Origin of the sequence: Klebsiella pneumoniae, assembly GCF_000742135.1 — a bacterium.
GTDB lineage: Bacteria > Pseudomonadota > Gammaproteobacteria > Enterobacterales > Enterobacteriaceae > Klebsiella > Klebsiella pneumoniae.
Map to the genome: position 1 here is coordinate 2236252 of NZ_KN046818.1, position 17574 is coordinate 2253825.

At 58.9% G+C, this 17574-nt stretch carries 15 protein-coding genes and 1 pseudogene; 6 read left to right on the forward strand and 10 right to left on the reverse strand.

Annotated features, from left to right (window positions below; all coding sequences use genetic code 11):
• Nucleotides 1-160 precede the first annotated feature (160 nt).
• Nucleotides 161-673, forward strand: a complete 513-nt coding sequence (locus DR88_RS14855) for a 2-oxo-tetronate isomerase (RefSeq protein ID WP_002903810.1) — start codon at nucleotides 161-163, stop codon at nucleotides 671-673.
• A gap of 20 nt (nucleotides 674-693) precedes the next feature.
• Here DR88_RS14855 and DR88_RS14850 read toward each other — a convergent pair whose 3' ends face one another.
• Nucleotides 694-1911 carry a diguanylate phosphodiesterase gene (locus DR88_RS14850; protein WP_004143607.1) on the reverse strand — a complete coding sequence of 406 codons (1218 nt, stop codon included), beginning with the start codon at nucleotides 1909-1911 and terminating at the stop codon, nucleotides 694-696.
• Between the two features lie 400 nt (nucleotides 1912-2311).
• On the opposite strand from DR88_RS14850, the gene DR88_RS30645 reads away from it, so the two are divergent.
• On the forward strand, nucleotides 2312-2431 hold the full coding sequence (locus tag DR88_RS30645) for a small membrane protein (protein ID WP_004195995.1): 120 nt from the start codon (nucleotides 2312-2314) through the stop codon (nucleotides 2429-2431).
• Nucleotides 2432-2461: 30 nt separating this feature from the next.
• Here DR88_RS30645 and kbvR read toward each other — a convergent pair whose 3' ends face one another.
• On the reverse strand, nucleotides 2462-3052 hold the full coding sequence (kbvR, locus tag DR88_RS0125745) for a LuxR family transcriptional regulator KbvR (RefSeq protein WP_227499851.1): 591 nt from the start codon (nucleotides 3050-3052) through the stop codon (nucleotides 2462-2464).
• Nucleotides 3053-3383: 331 nt separating this feature from the next.
• Here kbvR and DR88_RS0125750 point away from each other — a divergent pair.
• Nucleotides 3384-4311 (forward strand): annotated as a pseudogene (locus tag DR88_RS0125750) (helix-turn-helix domain-containing protein).
• A gap of 26 nt (nucleotides 4312-4337) precedes the next feature.
• Here DR88_RS0125750 and DR88_RS14845 read toward each other — a convergent pair.
• The 5 genes from DR88_RS14845 to ltnD are packed head-to-tail and all read right to left on the reverse strand — an operon-like array spanning nucleotide 4338 to nucleotide 9339.
• Nucleotides 4338-5702 (reverse strand): GntP family transporter, encoded by a 1365-nt coding sequence (locus tag DR88_RS14845; RefSeq protein WP_002903916.1) that lies wholly within the window; start codon nucleotides 5700-5702, stop codon nucleotides 4338-4340.
• Nucleotides 5703-5759: 57 nt separating this feature from the next.
• Nucleotides 5760-6542, reverse strand: coding sequence for an HPr family phosphocarrier protein (locus DR88_RS14840; protein ID WP_032443876.1), 783 nt, complete (start codon nucleotides 6540-6542; stop codon nucleotides 5760-5762).
• Nucleotides 6543-6546: 4 nt separating this feature from the next.
• Nucleotides 6547-7167: a 3-oxo-tetronate 4-phosphate decarboxylase gene (otnC, locus tag DR88_RS14835; protein WP_032443877.1), complete on the reverse strand. Its 621-nt coding sequence runs from the start codon at nucleotides 7165-7167 to the stop codon at nucleotides 6547-6549.
• Nucleotides 7160-8425 (reverse strand): 3-oxo-tetronate kinase, encoded by a 1266-nt coding sequence (gene otnK / locus DR88_RS14830; RefSeq protein WP_004148325.1) that lies wholly within the window; start codon nucleotides 8423-8425, stop codon nucleotides 7160-7162. The genes otnC and otnK overlap by 8 nt, the downstream gene beginning before the upstream one ends.
• 11 nt (nucleotides 8426-8436) lie before the next feature.
• Nucleotides 8437-9339 (reverse strand): L-threonate dehydrogenase, encoded by a 903-nt coding sequence (ltnD, locus tag DR88_RS14825; protein WP_004148326.1) that lies wholly within the window; start codon nucleotides 9337-9339, stop codon nucleotides 8437-8439.
• Between the two features lie 261 nt (nucleotides 9340-9600).
• On the opposite strand from ltnD, the gene DR88_RS14820 reads away from it, so the two are divergent.
• Nucleotides 9601-10362, forward strand: coding sequence for a DeoR/GlpR family DNA-binding transcription regulator (locus DR88_RS14820; protein ID WP_002210513.1), 762 nt, complete (start codon nucleotides 9601-9603; stop codon nucleotides 10360-10362).
• A gap of 20 nt (nucleotides 10363-10382) precedes the next feature.
• On the opposite strand, the gene DR88_RS14815 is transcribed toward DR88_RS14820, so the two are convergent.
• Nucleotides 10383-11243 (reverse strand): broad-spectrum class A beta-lactamase SHV-1, encoded by an 861-nt coding sequence (locus DR88_RS14815; protein ID WP_001620095.1) that lies wholly within the window; start codon nucleotides 11241-11243, stop codon nucleotides 10383-10385.
• Between the two features lie 296 nt (nucleotides 11244-11539).
• Between DR88_RS14815 and DR88_RS14810 the strand changes: the two genes are divergently transcribed.
• A complete protein-coding gene (locus DR88_RS14810; RefSeq protein ID WP_004176262.1) occupies nucleotides 11540-11800 on the forward strand; it encodes a hypothetical protein in 261 nt (86 codons plus the stop codon).
• A gap of 86 nt (nucleotides 11801-11886) precedes the next feature.
• On the forward strand, nucleotides 11887-12975 hold the full coding sequence (locus DR88_RS14805) for an AAA family ATPase (protein WP_025862028.1): 1089 nt from the start codon (nucleotides 11887-11889) through the stop codon (nucleotides 12973-12975).
• A 30-nt stretch (nucleotides 12976-13005) separates the two neighbouring features.
• Here the strand turns inward: DR88_RS14805 and DR88_RS14800 are convergent, their stop codons facing one another.
• Nucleotides 13006-14271 carry an MFS transporter gene (locus DR88_RS14800; protein WP_004176258.1) on the reverse strand — a complete coding sequence of 422 codons (1266 nt, stop codon included), beginning with the start codon at nucleotides 14269-14271 and terminating at the stop codon, nucleotides 13006-13008.
• Between the two features lie 54 nt (nucleotides 14272-14325).
• The gene (locus tag DR88_RS31295; RefSeq protein WP_004148330.1) at nucleotides 14326-17433 is read right to left on the reverse strand and encodes a beta-galactosidase; all 3108 of its coding nucleotides are present in this window, start codon (nucleotides 17431-17433) and stop codon (nucleotides 14326-14328) included.
• Nucleotides 17434-17574: the final 141 nt, after the last annotated feature.

A 17574-nucleotide genomic window follows, 5' to 3' on the forward strand; every position in this document is an offset into this window, starting at 1 on the left:
CGTTGTTCCGAGGATGTTACCTTAAAGGCCCGCCCTGCGGGCCTTTATCCGTTCCCCCTGAAAATATAAATGGCCCCCCGACGACAAAGAAATCGATATGCTATTCTGTTAACAGACGCAGTGAGTCTGCTATTTCTTTCAATTTCGGCGAGGAGGAAGAATGACTGACGAGATCGATAGCGACGCAAACAATACGCATGAACTAACCGCTGAAGTGGCTCGGGCGCTGATCGCGCGCGGTTGGCGACTGACCACGGCGGAGTCCTGCACCGGAGGGAATCTGGCGGCAGCGCTCTGTGCCCAGGCGGATACCGCGGCATTTTATGATACCGGCGTAGTGACCTTCAGCGATGAAGCCAAGCGCAACGTGCTGCAGGTTCGCGCGGAAACCCTGGCGGTACACAGCGCCGTCAGCGAAGCCTGCGTTCAGGAGATGTCCTCTGGTATTCTGGCGCTCGCCGGGGCCGATATCGCCATCGCCGTCAGCGGCTACGCCGGACCGGAGGGCGGGGAAGATGGTACCCCCGCCGGCACGGTATGGTTTGCCTGGAATTTTCGCGGCCAGACTGAAACCAAACGGATGTGCTTTGCCGGCGACTGTGAGACCGTGGTGGCGAAAGCGGTACGATATGCCCTGGCGGCGCTGAGCGAAAAGCTTGCCCACTGGCAGTGACGATGCCCGGGGGCGCGGCCTTACAGGTCCATTGCCTGGCGCGCTACCGGCCAGCAAATCTCCCCGATGCCGTTAAGGCAGGGTCGGGAAAAGAGAAAGCCCTGAAACAGGCGTATGCCCACCGACTGCAGCCAGCACCACTCCTCCAGGGTTTCGACACCTTCAGCCACCACCGTAATGCCAAGATCCTCGCAGCAGCGGACGACCGAGGCGACAATCGCCTGTTTGGTGCCGCTAATATGGATATCGCGCACCAGTTCCGCATCCACTTTGATTTTATCAGGCTGAAAACGGGTCAGTAACGACAGGCCGGAATAACCTGCGCCAAAGTCGTCGATGGCCAGCTTCATGCCCGCGACGCGCAGGGCTTTGAGCACCTTGCGGAACTGGTCAAAGCAGGTGATCACCTCTGTCTCGGTCACCTCGATCAGTACCTGATCAGGTCTGAGGCCGGCCGCCAGCAGGCTGTCCATCAGCCAGCCTACGGCGTCAGGGTGGTGATACAGCGATCCGGGCAACAGGTTAATCGCCAGCTGATGTTTCCCGAGCGGCAGCTGGCCGGCGAGAGCGAATGCATACGCTTTGCTTTCAAGATCAAAACGGTAGCGATCCTCCGCCGCAATGGCGGCAAACATTTCCACGGGAGAGCCGCCGGTTGGGCTGCGGATCAGAGCCTCAAAGGAAGAAACTCGCTTTTTAGCCGGCTCGACAATAGCCTGCAGAGCAAACTGGCAAGGTTGACCGGGCAGGTGCTGCGGCGCGGCCGTACCTGACGCGGGCATCATCATCCAGCGAGAGGGCTGCAGCGGTTCGGGCAGGCAATAGCGGCCGCCGTCGGCAATGAAGGCGCTAAGCAGCCGGAACATCCGGTCGTTGACCGGTTCGGTGACCCCAAACGTGCTAAAGCGCAGAATTTCCTCCAGCGCGCCATCGGTTTCAAACAGCCGGAGATCCAGTATGCGCATTCCGGTGCCGTGAAAACGTCGGTAGGCTGAGTAATCGCGCATCAGCTCCACTACGTCGCGATGACGCGGGTCGCTTTGGATTTCGCTGAACAGCGACTCAAGTGCCTCCTCAGTCCCTTCCAGGACCTGGAAAAACTGCAGGCCGTTAAACAGCAGAATGCCGGTGATGCCAAGGGGCAAATTTTTACTGCTGGCGCGATGGACTAAAGCGTCGAGATCGACGGGCGGGCGGTCAGGATGAACCTGGCTGCGGTAAATCAGGGTGGTTAGCATAGTTGTTACGATCGCTCCCGCGGCGTAAGAACATCCGCGCTCAGCATGCAAGATGAGTATGGCCTGACCCTAAAGGAGGGCGAGGCTGATATGTACAAACATTCAACCAACCGTGATGTCCGCTACGCGGAACGCGAGCTTCACTTTGTGATTCCCTCCACTGTACAGGGAATTACACATTTGGCTATCTTTTTCTCATCCTCAATGCAAAAAGACGCTAACAGGCCTCTCATTCCCTCCTCAGACACTGGCGCTGCGTCTTATTTTACCTGTTAATATTCGCTACCAGGAATTATCCTACCATTCTATTTCCCACTCTCAAAAATGAGGCACTGGTCTTGCCTGAATATAATCGAGTGAATATTATCACTCTAAATTAAATTCTTTTGTCAGGTTTGATATGAGCGACTTCTTTATTATTTTGTGTCTGATTTTATGTCCCATCATTTCTTTATGGAGTGGCTTTTCCTATATTCAGGAAAGGCGCAAGAGACGGTATGTTTTCCGTTCCAGAAGATGATTGTTTGACAAAATAAAACGACGAGTTATATCAGCGTTTGGCGAGCAGTTGCACAAGGTTGTTAAACTGCTGACGGCTATTCAAATTAAATTTACTCATAATATTCTTTTTATGTGAATGAATCGTTTTGGGACTAATATTTAGCGCAGCGGCGACTTCATGCGGGCTCAGGCCAATACTGAACGCGTAAATGACTTTGGTTTGCGCGTCGCTGACCGACCTGCAGGCGCAATTAATGCAACGCCGCAGACGATTGAACGGCGGGTCTTGCCGCGGTAGCAGCGGACGCTCAATGGCGTTAGCTATCTCATCTTTCAGCCGCTGAACGCGAGCGTGAGGCGGCATAAATACCGCATGCTGCAGACAATTCGGTAAACCCTCATCTACGGTAGCGTGTTCATTGTCCGGGAAAATAAAAAGCGTATATTGTTCCGGGGCATGCTGAAAAAGATCCTGGCACAAGTACCACTCCCCCGCGACCATTTCCGTGAATATCACATCAGCTTGCGCCATCGATCCTGCATCCCATTGTTGAGAAAACTGATAGTGTGGCCGCCCGGCGGCCTTCATCGCTTCATCAACCAGTTCAGCAATAGCGACTCGCAAATAGTGATTTTTTATATTGAACTAAAAATTAGTCATATAACTTCCCTGTGGGCATTAAAAAACATATCTGGATAAATTAAAGAATATAATGATGATGCAGGTACTATTTTTAGCCGTGGTAATCTAAGGGATGTTTTCCATTAATGCAATATCTGGTGGGGAAAGTGAGATAACGGTATATTGATATGCGAAAGTTCCTAATAAACAAAACCTTAAGCATATATTTGTCACTATTTAAAGCCGTTTCCCGTTTTTTTATTTTTGCGATGCATAAAAAGCTTAGTGATAGCCGCGCTCTGTTGTTAAAATTAGCGGAGGACAAGAATACAGGATGTATGCCGTACTTATGAAGCAGATGCTCTATTTGAAAATGCTGGCGTGGCTGGAGGATAATATCTATTGTAACCCGGCGATCGATGACCTGGCGCAGTATATGGGCTATTCGCGTCGGTTTGTGTACGACGTGTTTTACCAGTATGGCCAGTTACCCATCGGGCAGTATATTCGTCTGCGGCGGTTGACCATCGCAGCGGTCAGTCTGCGCTTAACACGGCAACCGATCGCCGCTATTGCCTGGCAGTTAAGCTATGACTCGCCGCAGACCTTTTCCCGGGAGTTTAAGAAGCGCTTTTCGCTCTCGCCACGTGAATACCGTTGCGCGGCGCACTGGGACACGGCAAAGCTGTTGAAAAAGTTTCACCCGGACGGAGAGAGCCTACCTCTGGCTCGTTTTTTTTTCTCTGCCGGAACAGGTCTATTACGGCTATCCAATGAAGTATGAACTGCGCCTGTCGGATTTGGTGTTGCAAAGCACCGCTAAGACGAGCATCAGACAAAAGGTTGACCGTTTTTTCACCGCTGGCGGAGGCTCGCTTTCCGTACTTTCCGACTACGCCGCGGCGAGTAAAAATGAGCTTAACGTCGAGGTTAACGCTTTTGTCGGCTGTCATGAGGCGGGAAAGCTGCCCCCCGCGCTGGCCATGAACAGCTCGCTGACCACCCGGTCAGGGCTTTATGTCGGGGTTGAATTCTACGGCAGCTGGTCACGTTATGCTCGTTTATCCAGCGATCTGTATATGGAGCTGCTGCCATCCCTGGGGGTAAGTCGTCGGGACGGCTATGACATTGAATGTTTTATAACCCGCCATGCGGAAGGCGAAGAGGCAGGGGATAGGCGCTATCGCGTACGCTATTTTATCCCGGTGACGCTGTCGGCAGCGGGTCTGCGGTCTGACAGCGGTAGTGGGTCAGGGCCTTTGCCGGGGCGAAGTTAAGGTGGCCGGAGCCACCCAGGTTAACATCAAAGCGCAAACCACAGCAGCCAGGTGATGAGAAAGCCCGTCACCCCCATGATGGTTGTCAAGACGGTCCAGGTTTTGAGTCCATCCGGCACCGAGAGTCCGAGATAGCGCGTGACGACCCAGAACCCGGCGTCGTTGACGTGCGACAGCCCGAGCGAGCCGAAGCAGGTCGCCAGCGTCACCAGCACCAGCTGCAGCGGCTCCAGACCGACAACCGCCTGCGACAGCAGACCGGAAGTGGTGAGGATCGCCACGGTGGCCGAACCCTGCGAGGCTCTGAGCACCAGCGATAGCAGAAAAGCGGCGGGCATCAGCGGCAGATGTATTGTCTCCAGCGCCTCGGCTAAGGCATTACCGATGCCGGAAGCGACCAGTACGCCGCCAAAGGCGCCGCCGGCGCCGGCGACGAGGATCACGTCCGCCGACGAGGGGATCGCGCTGCCGGTGACTTCGCCCAGCTTTTTCAGGCTCATCCGCCGACGGATGCCCAGCGTCCAGCTGGCCAGGCCCAGGGAGATCAGCAGGGCGACCGGCGGGGTACCAATGACGGTCATCAGCTGGCGAACCGCGTTTTCCGGCAGCAGAAGCGCCTGACACAGCGTCCCGGAAACAATCAGCATGATGGGCACCACGATCAGCCCACCGATAACCAGCGCATTCGGCGGCGGCAGACGGGTCTGCTGCGCGTTAACCGAGAGATCCGGTACTTCCGCCGTTTGTTGCTGCTCCAGCACGTTAATCGACAGATGATAATGGCGCCGATTGATAAACCGGGCGACAAAATAGCCCACGATACCGACGACCACCGACACCCCAATCCCCGCCAGCATCAGCCAACCGACATCGCTATGCAGAATGCCTGCCGCAGCCGCTGCGCCAGGATGGGTGGGCAGCGCCACGTGGACGGTTAACATCACGCCGGCCATCGGCAGGCCAAACTTCAGCGGCGACACGTGGGCGACTTTGCTGAAGCCGTAGATTAACGGAATGATGATGATAAAGCCGACTTCAAAAAAGACCGGGGTGCCGAGAATAAAAGCCACAATGGTTAAGGCGGCAATGGTTCGTTTTGCACCCAGTACGCCGGTCAACGTTTTCGCCAGCGATTCGGCGCCGCCGGACATTTCAATCAGCACCCCCAGCATTGAGCCCAGAATAATAATGCTGGCGATGTGGCCAAGCAGGCCGCCCATGCCTTTTTCAATGGTGGTTATAATTTTATCTGCCGGAATGCCGGTGGCGAATGCCACCAGCAGGCTGACGATCAGGAGCGCCACAAAAGGATGTGCTTTCGCTTTGATCACTAACAGGAGCAACAGCACTACGCTGGCTAACGCAATAAGTAACAGCGCCGATGTCGACATAGGTTTGCCTCGGGTATTAACAGGTGTACAGAGAGTTATTTTTTTAGAAAACGGCGTTTATTTTTTCCGGTAGGGCGAGAACCACCCCAGCCCGGAAAGCGTGTCTGTCCGGGGGATATATTCGCAGCCGATCCAGCCGTCATAACCGGTTTTATCCAGTAGCACATAGAGCCACGGATAGTTTATTTCGCCCTCATTCGGTTCATGACGGTCGGGCAGGGAGGCAATCTGAATATGGCGATACTGGCCGGCATATTCGGTAATAAGATGGCTTAAATTGCCGTCCACCTTCTGCGCGTGAAACAGATCTAACTGCACCGCGACGTTCGGCCTGTCGACCCGTTTCACCATCGCCAGCGTCTGATATTGGCTGTGGTAGAGATAGCCCGGTTTGGTCTGCGGATTCAGCGCTTCGATGAGTATCCGCTTGTCGTGGCGGGCAAAGCACTCCGCCGCGTAGCGCAGATTATCGATAAGCACGGCCTCGCAGGCTGCGCGATCCAACCCCGGCTGTACCACGCCGGCCATGATATGCACCTGCGGGCAACCGAGCTGGCAGGCATACTCCAGCGCCAGCTCAATATCGCGTCGGGCCTCCGCGCTTCTCCCGGGGATGGCGGCAAGCCCCCATTCTCCGGCGTTGACGTCGCCGGGTGGGGTATTGAACAGCACCAGCTGCAGCTGGTTCTCCTGCAGGCGCTGTCTGATTTCCCCGGCGGCATACTCATAGGGAAACAGAAACTCAACGGCTTCAAATCCCGCCCGGGCAGCGGCGGCAAAGCGTTCCAGGAACGGCAGTTCGGTAAACAGCATGGATAAATTTGCAGCGAATTTTGGCATGGTTTTATCTCAGTTCTTTCACTTCGTCAGCGGTCAGGTAGCGGATCTCGCGGTTGCCGAGGGTAAATATCAGCCGTGCGGTCTCTTCCAGTTCCTCGGTATTGTTGGTGGCTTCGCGCAGCGATGAGCCAGTAACCACCGGTCCGTGGTTGGCCAGTAAAAAGGCGTTATAGCGGGGCGCCAGCCCGGCCAGCGCCTGGGCAATACGGTCATCGCCCGGCCGGTAGTAGGGAACCACCGGGACGTCGCCGACGCGCATCACCACATAGGGGGTAAAGGGGCGGATACAGTTGTGCGGATCGAGCCCCTGCAGGCAGGAGAGCGCGGTCAGATAGTGGCTGTGCAAGTGGACGATCGCCTTGCAGGCCGGGTTGTGCAAATAGACCGCCCGGTGAAAAGTGACCTCTTTCGACGGTTTGTCGCCGGAGATCCATTCTCCTTGCAGCGTCACCACCGACAACCGCTGAGCCTGCAGTTCGCCGAGGCAGGCGCCGGTCGGCGTCGCCAGCAGGTTGCCGTCCGGCAGCAGCAGCGACAGATTGCCAGCGGAGCCGGTGGCATAGCCGCGGCTAAATAACGAGGAGCCAATCTGCACCATTTCCTCTCGCAGTTGTTGCTCAGTCATGACGAAACTCCTGCTGGGCACGGGCAAAGAACTGGATATCGCCGAAGTTACCTGACTTCAGCGCCAGGGAGAGCGGCTGGCGGGTGTCACGCACCCAGGGCACGCCAGGGGAGATGGTCGGCCCAATATGGAACGCCTCAACCCCCAGGGTCTGCGCCACAATGCTCGACGTTTCCCCTCCGGCCACAATAAAGCGGGTAAATCCTTTCGCCTTCAGGGCGGCGGCAAGAGCGGCAAACAGCTGTTCCACCCGTTCGCTGCTGGCCTTGTCGCTATACTGCGCCTGGATCCGCTGCAGCGTTTGCGGCTCGGTGGTGGCATAGATCATCGGCGCCAGCGGCGCATCGCGCTGCGCGTCCACCCAGTCAGTCAGCGTCCTGACGTAGCTCTCCAGATCGGTAAAGCAGGCGCTTAAGTCGACGGCGCGGGCGGGGGCCTGTTGACGATAGGCCGCCACCTGGCTGTTGGTCATCACCGAGCAGGAGCCCGAGAGCACCACCGCCGGGCCGACCAGCGGCATGCCGGCCTGAGCGCTTTCACCCCGGGCGCCATGGCGCTGCGCCCAGTCGCGGGCGAGGCCGATGGCGAGGCCGGAACCGCCGGAGACCAGCTTCATCTCCCGCAGCGCCACGCCCTGGGTGAGCAGATCCTGTTCGCTGAGGGCGTCGAGCACCACATAGCGCACCGCCGGATCGTTGACTGCCGCCAGCGCGGCGGCGACCGCCTCCGGCCCCCGGGCGACAATCGGCCAGGCAATCAGCGCGGCTTTTCCGCGCCCCTGGCGCTCAATTAAGCGGCCCAGGTGCGCATCCTCCATCGGCGTCACCGGATGGTGGCGCATCCCGGACTCATTCAGCAGTTGCTCGCCGACGAACAGATATCCCTGATAGACCGTGCGGCCGTTAACCGGCAGCGCCGGGGAAATCACCGTCCGCGTCTCACCCAGCTCGGCCAGCAGGGCATCCAGCACCGGGCCAATGTTGCCCTGCGCGGTGCTGTCGAAAGTGGAACAGTACTTGAAATAAAACTGCTGACAGCCCTGGGCCTGCAGCCAGCGCAGGGCCGCCAGCGACTGGCTGACGGCCATTTCCGCCGGGCAGGAGCGGGTTTTCAGGCTGATGACCACCGCCTCGCTGGTCAGCGGAATATCGCGGGTCGGCACGCCATTCAGTTGCACCGTCGGCATGCCGTTGCGCACGAGGAAGCTGGCAATATCCGTGGCGCCGGTGAAGTCATCGGCAATGACACCAAGCTGCATGTTGTCTCTCCTCACTGTTTATGGCCCGGCAGGGTGATGCCGTTGAAAATCTTGATCACCGCGCTGTCATCTTCCCGACCGAATCCGGCATTACTGGCGGAGGTGAACATATTCAGCGCGGTAGTGGCGAGCGGCAGCGGGAAGGTCAGCGCCCGGGCAGTGTCATTCACCAGCCCGAGATCTTTGACAAAAATATCGACAGCGGATTTTGGCGAGTAATCGCCATCCAGGACGTGCTGCATGCGATTCTCAAACATCCAGGAATTACCCGCCGCGTGGGTGACCACGTCATACATCGTCTCCAGTGGGATCCCGGCGCGGGCGGCAAGCGCCATCGCTTCGGCGGCAACGGCGATGTGCACCCCGGCCAGCAGCTGATGGATAATTTTTACCGTCGAGCCAAGACCAATGTCGCTCCCGATGCGGTAGACTTTGCCGGCCACGGCGTCCAGCACCGGCGCGAGGCGGGCAAAGGCGGCATCGCTCCCGGAGGCCATCACCGTCATGTCGCCGGCGGCCGCTTTCACGGCGCCGCCCGATACCGGCGCGTCGAGCATCAATAGCTGGTACTCCTCCAGCGCCTCGGCAATGGCCTGAGCATCGGCGGAGGCGATGGTGGACGACACCATCACGACGGTGCCCGGCTTCAGATGGGCGGCGAGGCCGCTCTCGCCGAACAGGATCCCCCGCACCTGGGCGGCATTGACCACCAGCAGCACAACTGCATCCAGTTCCGCGGCGAACGGCACCGCGCTGGGGCCCGCGCCTTTGGCGCCCGCCGCCAGCAGTGCGCGACAGTTGTCGGGATTGATGTCAACGCCCCAGGTGTTCAGGCCCGCCTGCAGGCAGGCGCGGGCGGCGCCCATGCCCATTGAACCCAGTCCAATCACGCAGACGTTAGTGTGTGCAGCCATGCTGGTCTCCTTGTGAACATTAGTTAATTAATGTGATTTAATGATAGAATAAAGCGTTATCATGTGAATTTATGTGAGAGTTATCACGAATAACCCACATGAATATAAAAAATTCACAGGCGGAAAGAGGCTGCACAGCGGCGATTCTTGCCCTAAAATAGCGTAAAAAACAGCGGCAAAGCGCGATAACAACACCGGGTGTCGCCAGGGCCGTAGCCTGGGTGGTGACGCCTGGTGTGAAAAAATGGTAAGGGGAGAGCGGTGATTCCAATAGAACGACATCAGCGTATTTTAGCCCTGGTGGAGCAGCGTGGGGCGGTAAGCATTAACGAGCTGACGGAGATCCTCGGCGTGTCCCATATGACCATCCGTCGGGACGTTAGTAAACTGGAGGAGCAGGGGCTGCTGGTCAGCGTCTCGGGCGGCGTGCGCGCCGTCAGCCGGCTGGCCGCGGAACCCAGTCATCTGGTGAAAAGCACGCTGCAGAGTGAGGAGAAACAGGCGATCGGCGCGCTGGCGGCGAGTCATATCGCCAAAAACAGTTGCATCTATCTGGATGCCGGGACTACCACCCTGGCGCTGGCGCGGGCGATCCTCGACCGGAACGATCTCCAGGTGGTCACCAATGATTTTGAGATAACCCAGCTGCTGATCGATGCCAGTCAGTGCGGCGTGATCCACACCGGCGGCACTCTGTGCCGGGAGAACCGCTCCTGCGTGGGCGAATCGGCGGCGCGTACGTTACGCCACCTGGCTATCGATACGGCCTTTATCTCCGCCAGCGGCTGGGACAGCCGCGGGATATTCACCCCTGATGAGAACAAGGTTACCGTCAAGGAGACCGTCAGCCAGGTCAGCGCGAGAAGCATCCTGCTGTGCGACAGTTCGAAATACAATCAGGTGGCCACGTTCATGGCGTTACCTTTGACCCGGTTCACCACCATCATTACCGACCGGCATCTCTCCGATGCCGCCGCCAGTCATATCGCCCGGCACGCCTGCGAGGTGCTACGAGCCGGATAACGCGCGCGGCCACCGCCGGGTTAGCGTTGCCAGTGCTCGATCAGCGCCGCGCCGATCCCGGCGATTTGCTGATTTCGCTCGGCCATGCTCGCCGGCGTATCCCGCAGATAAATCACCACGATGCGCTCTGCTTTGTTATTCGGGCCAAGCAGGGCGACAATCCCGCGCGCACCCCGTTCGCCAGCTCCGGTCTTATCGGCGATAAACCAGCCCGCCGGCAGCACGGAGCGGATCAACGGTCCGGCGACTCGATCGTCCACCATCCACTGCAGCAGCTGCCGTTGCGAACGGGCGCTCAGACGCTGGCTGGTCAGCAGCTTGCGCAGGGTCGCGGCCATGCTGGCCGGGGTAGTGGTGTCGCGGGCGTCGCCGGGAAGCGCCTCATTCAGTTCCGTTTCCCAGCGGTCAAGGCGGGTGACGTTGTCGCCGATCTGGCGCAAAAAGGCAGTCAATCCTGCGGGGCCGCCGACGGTGGCCAGCAGCAGATTGGCGGCGCTGTTATCGCTCATGGTAATGGCGGCGGCGCAGAGTTCGCCGACCGTCATGCCGTCGGCAAGGTGTTTTTCGCTGACCGGCGAGTAGTCCACCAGATCCTGCTGGCGATAGTGGATCTTTCGCTCCAGCTGTTCGTCACCGGCATCCACCCGCGCCAGCACTGCGCCGCAGAGCACTACTTTAAAGGTGCTCATCATGGGAAAGCGTTCATCGGCGCGCCAGGCGGTCAGCGTGCGGCCGCTGGCCAGATCCATTTCTATCATGCCTACGCGGCCCGACAGCTGGCTTTCGCTTAGTTTAATTTGCTCAAGCGGCTGCGGGCTGGCGTGTACCGCCAGCGGCAGGGTGGCTAACAGGGAGATAATACACAGGCGAATATAACGCATAACCACATACATCCTTGAGTGAGGGCCGATAAAGGCGAGTAAAGAAGCGACAAATAAGAATAACCCGGCGTTTTGCTGATTCACAATTCCTCTTTTTTCCTTCATCATTTGTCATCTTTTATTTCGAATAATCAATATCTAGCCCTGCCTAAGCACGCTATTTTTTGACTCAAGGCCGTGATGAACTATAAGAAAGTACTAAATACCGCACTCTGTCGGGCGTCGCTGTTTGCCGATCACCACGCCCGCCGGTCCCTGCGGTTCGCCAACGCTATATGCCATCCCGGGAGGAACTGGTGCACCCGATAATTAAGGTCATGCTGGTGGGCGGTAAGGCGGACGGGCTGTTGGTCAGCGTCGCCGATGACGCGACCGAGGTCTCGGTGACGCCTGCGCAGTACGGTGCGCTATCCGGGCAACCGTTGAGCTACCGAATTGTTAGCCAAACCATTGACGATGAACGCTATTTTTTTGGCGTTTTCAGCGACGCCCATCAGGATAGCGATAAGCTGACGCGGGTCGCTCTGACCCGTGGAATGAAAAAAATGTTCTGTTAAACCCTGCCCGAAAGGGGGCGTAAGAGGGTATGCCGGGCGCCGCTGTGCTACTGTGGCAGCCTTCTATTTCCAGGGCCGGACGCATAATGATTCAGTACATTCGTATTCAAAATTTTCGCTCAGTGAAGGATATCGCGCTGGCGCTCGGGCCGCTGAACATTGTCTTCGGCCCTAACGGCTGCGGTAAATCCAATATTTATAACGCCATCCACCTGCTGACCGCTGCCGCTGAGGGCAGGCTTTCGGGGTTTATCAGCGAAGAGGGCGGTCTGGAGAATATGATGTGGTCCGGGGAGCGTTCGCCCCTCGATCGTCACCCCCGCCGGCTGCAAATCGCCTGCCGGACCGACAGCTTCGATTATGAGCTGCAGATAGGCTTCCCTGAAAAATTGCCCTATCCGACGCAATTCATGCTCGATCCTATCGTTAAAGAAGAGAATATCTGGCTGGCCGGCTACTCCCGCCGGCCTTCCTCCCGCGTACTGCAGCGCAAGAATCAGGCGGCGTTTCTCGTCGATGTCACCGGGGAGAAAAGTACTTTCACCGAGAGTATTTATGAAAATGAGTCGGTGTTCGGTCAGCTTGGCGAGCCGCACCGTTTTCCCGAAGTGTCGCGAGTGCGGGAGACCCTGCGCCGTTGGCGGTTTTATCATGAATTCGCGATTGGCCGTCATTCGCCGCTGCGTCAGCCGGCCGTGGGTTTCCGTTCGCCAGTCCTCGACAGCGATGGCCAGAATCTCGCCGCCGCCTTTCAGACCATTGTCGAGATCGGCGCGGAGGAGATTTTGCATGAAATCCTTGCCGACGCCTTTCCCGGCTGCCAGTTTTATTGTGAAAACGAGCACTCGCGTTTCGCTCTGAAAATGCGTCGCGAAGGGATCCGCCGCCCGCTGCTGGCGGCGGAGATGTCCGACGGTACGCTGCGCTTTTTGTGCCTCGCTGTCGCGCTGCTCAGTCCGTGCCCGCCGGCGTTTCTGGCGATCAATGAACCGGAGAACAGCCTGCATCGCGACATGTTGCCCGCGCTGGCCCGGCTGATTATCGAGGCCTCGCGCTACAGCCAGATCTGGCTGACCAGCCACTCGGCGGAGCTGGCGGAGCTTATCGCCGCCGGGGCGCCTTGTCAGCGCTATGCGCTGGAGAATCGCGGCGGGGAGACGCGGATTGTCGAGTGAAGCCCGTCATCCCTGACGGGGGCGCTGGAGTCAGGCGGGGCTCTGCGTCTCTGCGGTCGGCAGCAGACGGTTGCCGCCGCGTAGGGTGACGAACGAGAGCAGGGTGAAGCTCAGGGTTATGCAGCCGAGGATCAGATAGGCCTGATGGAAGCCGACGGTGTCGTACATCCGGCCCACCCAGGCGGAAAGCACCACCCCGGACAACTGTTTTGACAGATTAAAACCGATCAGGAACAGGGTGGCCGAGAGGCGCGGGTTAAAGGCGGAAGAGATATATTTAAAAGTTCCCACCAGCAGGAAGGGGATCTCAAACATATGCAGCATCTTGAGGATCACCACCTCGACTGCCGATGAGGCGAAGGACGACCCGAGAATACGCACCGACATGATCATCCCCGCGGTCAGCAGGGCGTTTTTGGCGCCGATGCGGTTAACGATGGCCGGCGCGCAGAACATGATCAGCGCGTTGAGCAACTCGCCGCCGGTGGTGACGAAGCCAAACACTTCGGTACCGCGCTGCGGACTGGCGAAAAAGCTTTTGAAAAAGTTGGCGAACTGCTGGTCAAACACGTCGTAGACGCTGGCGACACCCACCACATAGACGATAAAGCCCCAGAAGCGCGGCATACGCAGCAGCTCTGCCGCCGTACGCAGCGAAAAGGCCTGGCGATTGGCGCCCAGCGCCTCGATAACCTGGGCGCTGTTGCTGCTTTCCGGCCGCGACAGCCAGAGCAGCAGACCGAGCACCAGCGCAAAGCCGGAGGCGATCCAGAAGGTGATATTGGGATCGATGCCGAACAGCACGCCGGTTATCGAGGCGCATAGCGCCCAGCCGACGCAGCCTGCGACCCGCACTTTGCCATATTCAAAGCGGTTGGCCCGGCTGACGCGTTCGATATAAGCTTCCACCGCCCCGGAGCCGCTGGAGAAAACAATCCCCAGGTAGATCCCGCCTACCAGCGAACCAGCGATAATATTCATCTGCAGCAGCGGAGAGAAAACGAAAATAAAGAATGGCGCGAACAGAATTAACAATACCGTAATGGTCCACAGCAGATGTTTGCGCAGGCCGAGCTTATCCGACATCAGGCCGAACACCGGCTGAAAAATAATGGCGAATAACGAGATAGACGAGAAAACGATCCCGGTTTCCGTTTTAGTTAAATGGTTAACGTCCGCCAGCCACACCGGAAAAAACGGGAAGTAGGCCGACATAATGAAATAGTAAAAGAAAAAGAACAGCAGGAAATAGACGAAATTATGCCGTTCTCGTGGCGCCAGTTCTGAGAATTTCATCACCATGATCCCTTGTTATTCTGTTTGTGGGGTGGGGGCTGTCGCCCCCACGGATTAAAAGCAACGCAATGAGACCTCGTACTGCCAGCGCGTTTGGCTCAGGAGCCACTGCGGCAGCACGCTGGGGGTCCAGGAGTCATCGCCTCCCACCCCCATATGCAGGCCGTCGAGGGTGATCCACACGCCGTCTTCGGCCTGCATCTTGTGCCAGTGGTCGGTCTCCATCAGCTGACGGGTGCTCCATGGCTGAACGGAGAAGTGGAAATGACCGCTGATGTGCCAGCGCCCCCAGTCCAGCGCCTGGGTATCACAGCGCAGGCCGTTTTCCGTCGGGAAGATATAGGGGGTGGTCATCGCCGCCAGCGGCTGCTCCCAGCGGGCGAAGCAGGCGCTGCTCCGCCGGTCGGGGTAGTTCTCATGCGGCCCCAGACCCAGCCAGCTCACCGGCGCCTGCTGATCCGCCACCTGGAAGTGCAGCCCGACCCGCGGCAGCGGCGGCAGGGTTTCCGCCCGTTCGCCGTCCACCGCCAACCGCAGGGTTCCGTCAGCAGTGAAGTGCATGCGCCAGTGGCTGACAATCACTACCTCTTCGCCGCGCAGGTAGTGCCAGCGGCAGTCGACGAGGGTTTCATTTGCCAGGCGCTGCGCATCGCACTGGACGCAGTGCGCCTCAAGATCGTACAGGCCGGCGCTTCTCCAGCGCTCCACCCAGGCGTTGGGGTCGATACGCTCTACTTCGCTGACCCCGATGTCGTTGTCGAGCGGCGCGCGAATAAACTGGTCACGCAGGGGGGTCAACAGCTGCTCCTGACCGCCAACCGACCAGCGGCTCAGCAGACCCGTCCGGCGATCGATGGTCCAGCATTGCGAACCGGCGCGGATCTGCCAGACCTCATCGCTGACGATAAGATCCGGAGCGCCGGCAGACACGGTGGGCGCCGGCAGCGCCAGCGGGGCGGGCAGGGGAAACTGTTGCCAGGCGACGCGGTGCTCCGCTTCTGACCAGGCGGTCGCCTGGGGCTGGGTCACCTCCAGCGTCAGCCACACCGCGCGGGCGCCTTCAGGCAGGATCAGGCTATCGAGCAGCGTTATCTCGTCGCTGCCCTCAGGGGGCAGCGCCAGGGTCAGGTCGCCGTGATACAGGGGTTCACCGGCCGCCTGCACCTGCCAGCGCAGCACTTCGTTATCGGTTGGGCGGAACAGGTATTCGCTGATGATGCGCACCCGCAGCGGCGAGGTCGACAGCAGCGTGAACTGAAAATACTGCTGGGCGTGCTTCGCCTCCACCAGCGACGGATGCGGCGTGCGATCGGGAAACACCAGACCGTTCATACAGAACTGGCGATCGTTAGGCTTATCACCAAAGTCGCCGCCATAGGCCCAGCCGACGCTGCCGTCGGCAAAGGTTTTGCGGATCGCCTGGTCGGCCCAGTCCCAGATAAACCCGCCCTGCAGCCGCGGATACTCGCGAAAGGCCTGCCAGTAATCGGCGAAGTTGCCGAGGCTGTTGCCCATCGCGTGGGCGTACTCGCAAAGGATCAGCGGCCTCTGCTCACCGGGCAGGCTGATCCATTTTTTGATCCCCCATTTGGGGACCGCCGGGATCGGCTGGTCGCGTTCGACGCGGGCGTACATCGGACAGATAATATCGGTGGCGGTGGTATCCGCGCCGCCGCCCTCGTACTGCACCGGACGGCTCGGATCGTTGCGTTTCAGCCAGTGGTACAGCGCTTCGTGGTTGCCGCCGACGCCGGACTCGTTGCCCAGCGACCAGATGATAATGCACGGATGGTTGCGGTTGCTCTGTACCATCCGGGTGACGCGGGCGCTGAAGACTGGCAGCCACGCCGGATCGTCGGACAGCCGATTCATCGGCACCATCCCGTGGGTTTCAATATTGGCTTCATCGACCACGTACAGACCGTAGCGGTTGCAGAGTTCATACCAGCGCGGCGCGTTGGGATAGTGCGAGCAGCGCACGGCGTTAAAGTTGTTCTGCTTCATCAACAGAATGTCCTGCACCATATCCGCCTCGGTGACCACCTGCCCGCGCAAATGATGATGCTCATGGCGGTTAACGCCGCGGATCAGCAGCGGTTTACCGTTGAGACGCAGCAGGCCATCGGCAATCTCGATGCGGCGAAAACCGATGTCCCACGCTTCGGCCTCCAGCAGTTCGTCGCCGCGCCACAGGGTGACCACGGCGCGATAACAGTTCGGGGTTTCCGCGCTCCAGTGCGCCGGCGTCGCCACCGCCAGGGAGAAATCGACCCGTTCCGCGTAGTGGCCGCGCTCATCCACCGTCGGGGTACCTAACGGCTGCCGCCCGGCGGCGATCTGCTCCTCGCCGCGCCACAGGCTAACCCCGACGCTGAGCCCGGCAAGCGCCGCCTCAGTCGCTTCGATGGTCGCCTGGACCTGCAGAGTGCCGTCGCGATAGAGGGCGTCAAGGGCTGGCGTCAACTGCACGTCGCATAGCCGTTGCTGCGGCTTATTCAGCAGCCATACCGAGCGGAAAATGCCGCTCATCCGCCACATATCCTGGTCTTCCAGCCAGCTGCCGGCGCTCCAGCGCATGACCATCACGCACAGGCGGTTGTCGCCCGGACGCAGGAAGGGGCTGAGATCGAACGCCGCCGGCAGGCGACTGTCCTGCGAATAGCCGACCCATACGCCATTGCACCACAGATGAAACGCCGAGTTGACGCCATCGAAAATAATCTGCGTTTGCCCGTTCTCGCGCCATGTGTCCTCAACCGTAAAGTGCAGGGAGTAGCAGCCGGTCGGGTTATCCTCCGGCACCCGCGGTGGGGTGGTGTCGATGGGATAGCGGACGTTGGTGTAGATCGGCGCGTCATAGCCCTCCATCTGCCAGTTGGAAGGCACAGGCGTGCCGCGGCAGTCCGGTAGATCCTGCGTCAACCACTGCGCATCGACGGCAAACGGGCTGCGGGCGTAAGAGAACTGCCACTCGCCGTCCAGTTGACGGCGGCGGGATGAAGGTAGGTTATCGCGGGCGGCAAGCTCATCGCGCCAGCTGGCGAAAACGGGATGCGCTGGCAGGCGGTTAAGGTGGGTAATGGTCTGGTTCTGCCAGTCTTCACGGGCGAGGACGGCGTGAAAGTCAGGAGTGTGGCTGCGGCCGGTATCGCTAATTTGCATATTAAACCCCGGTAAGTCAGAAATTGTCGTTCGCTAAACAGGATGATTAACGTTATCGGGTAATTTGTTTTGTCCAGCAATCTCGGGGGAATCGAAATTAACAGACGATCACGAAAGCGGGGGAGAAGCGCTGTTTTTTGT

What these genes read in the sequence shown, in the direction of transcription:
- DR88_RS14845 (WP_002903916.1), bottom strand. Translation starts at nt 5,702, where the DNA reads ATGTCGACATCGGCGCTGTTACTTATTGCGTTAGCCAGCGTAGTGCTG.
- DR88_RS14805 (WP_025862028.1), top strand. Translation starts at nt 11,887, where the DNA reads ATGATTCAGTACATTCGTATTCAAAATTTTCGCTCAGTGAAGGATATC.
- DR88_RS14850 (WP_004143607.1), bottom strand. Translation starts at nt 1,911, where the DNA reads ATGCTAACCACCCTGATTTACCGCAGCCAGGTTCATCCTGACCGCCCG.
- ltnD (WP_004148326.1), bottom strand. Translation starts at nt 9,339, where the DNA reads ATGGCTGCACACACTAACGTCTGCGTGATTGGACTGGGTTCAATGGGC.
- DR88_RS14800 (WP_004176258.1), bottom strand. Translation starts at nt 14,271, where the DNA reads ATGAAATTCTCAGAACTGGCGCCACGAGAACGGCATAATTTCGTCTAT.
- otnK (WP_004148325.1), bottom strand. Translation starts at nt 8,425, where the DNA reads ATGCAGCTTGGTGTCATTGCCGATGACTTCACCGGCGCCACGGATATT.
- DR88_RS14815 (WP_001620095.1), bottom strand. Translation starts at nt 11,243, where the DNA reads ATGCGTTATATTCGCCTGTGTATTATCTCCCTGTTAGCCACCCTGCCG.
- DR88_RS14855 (WP_002903810.1), top strand. Translation starts at nt 161, where the DNA reads ATGACTGACGAGATCGATAGCGACGCAAACAATACGCATGAACTAACC.
- DR88_RS14840 (WP_032443876.1), bottom strand. Translation starts at nt 6,542, where the DNA reads ATGCCAAAATTCGCTGCAAATTTATCCATGCTGTTTACCGAACTGCCG.
- DR88_RS31295 (WP_004148330.1), bottom strand. Translation starts at nt 17,433, where the DNA reads ATGCAAATTAGCGATACCGGCCGCAGCCACACTCCTGACTTTCACGCC.
- DR88_RS30645 (WP_004195995.1), top strand. Translation starts at nt 2,312, where the DNA reads ATGAGCGACTTCTTTATTATTTTGTGTCTGATTTTATGTCCCATCATT.
- otnC (WP_032443877.1), bottom strand. Translation starts at nt 7,167, where the DNA reads ATGACTGAGCAACAACTGCGAGAGGAAATGGTGCAGATTGGCTCCTCG.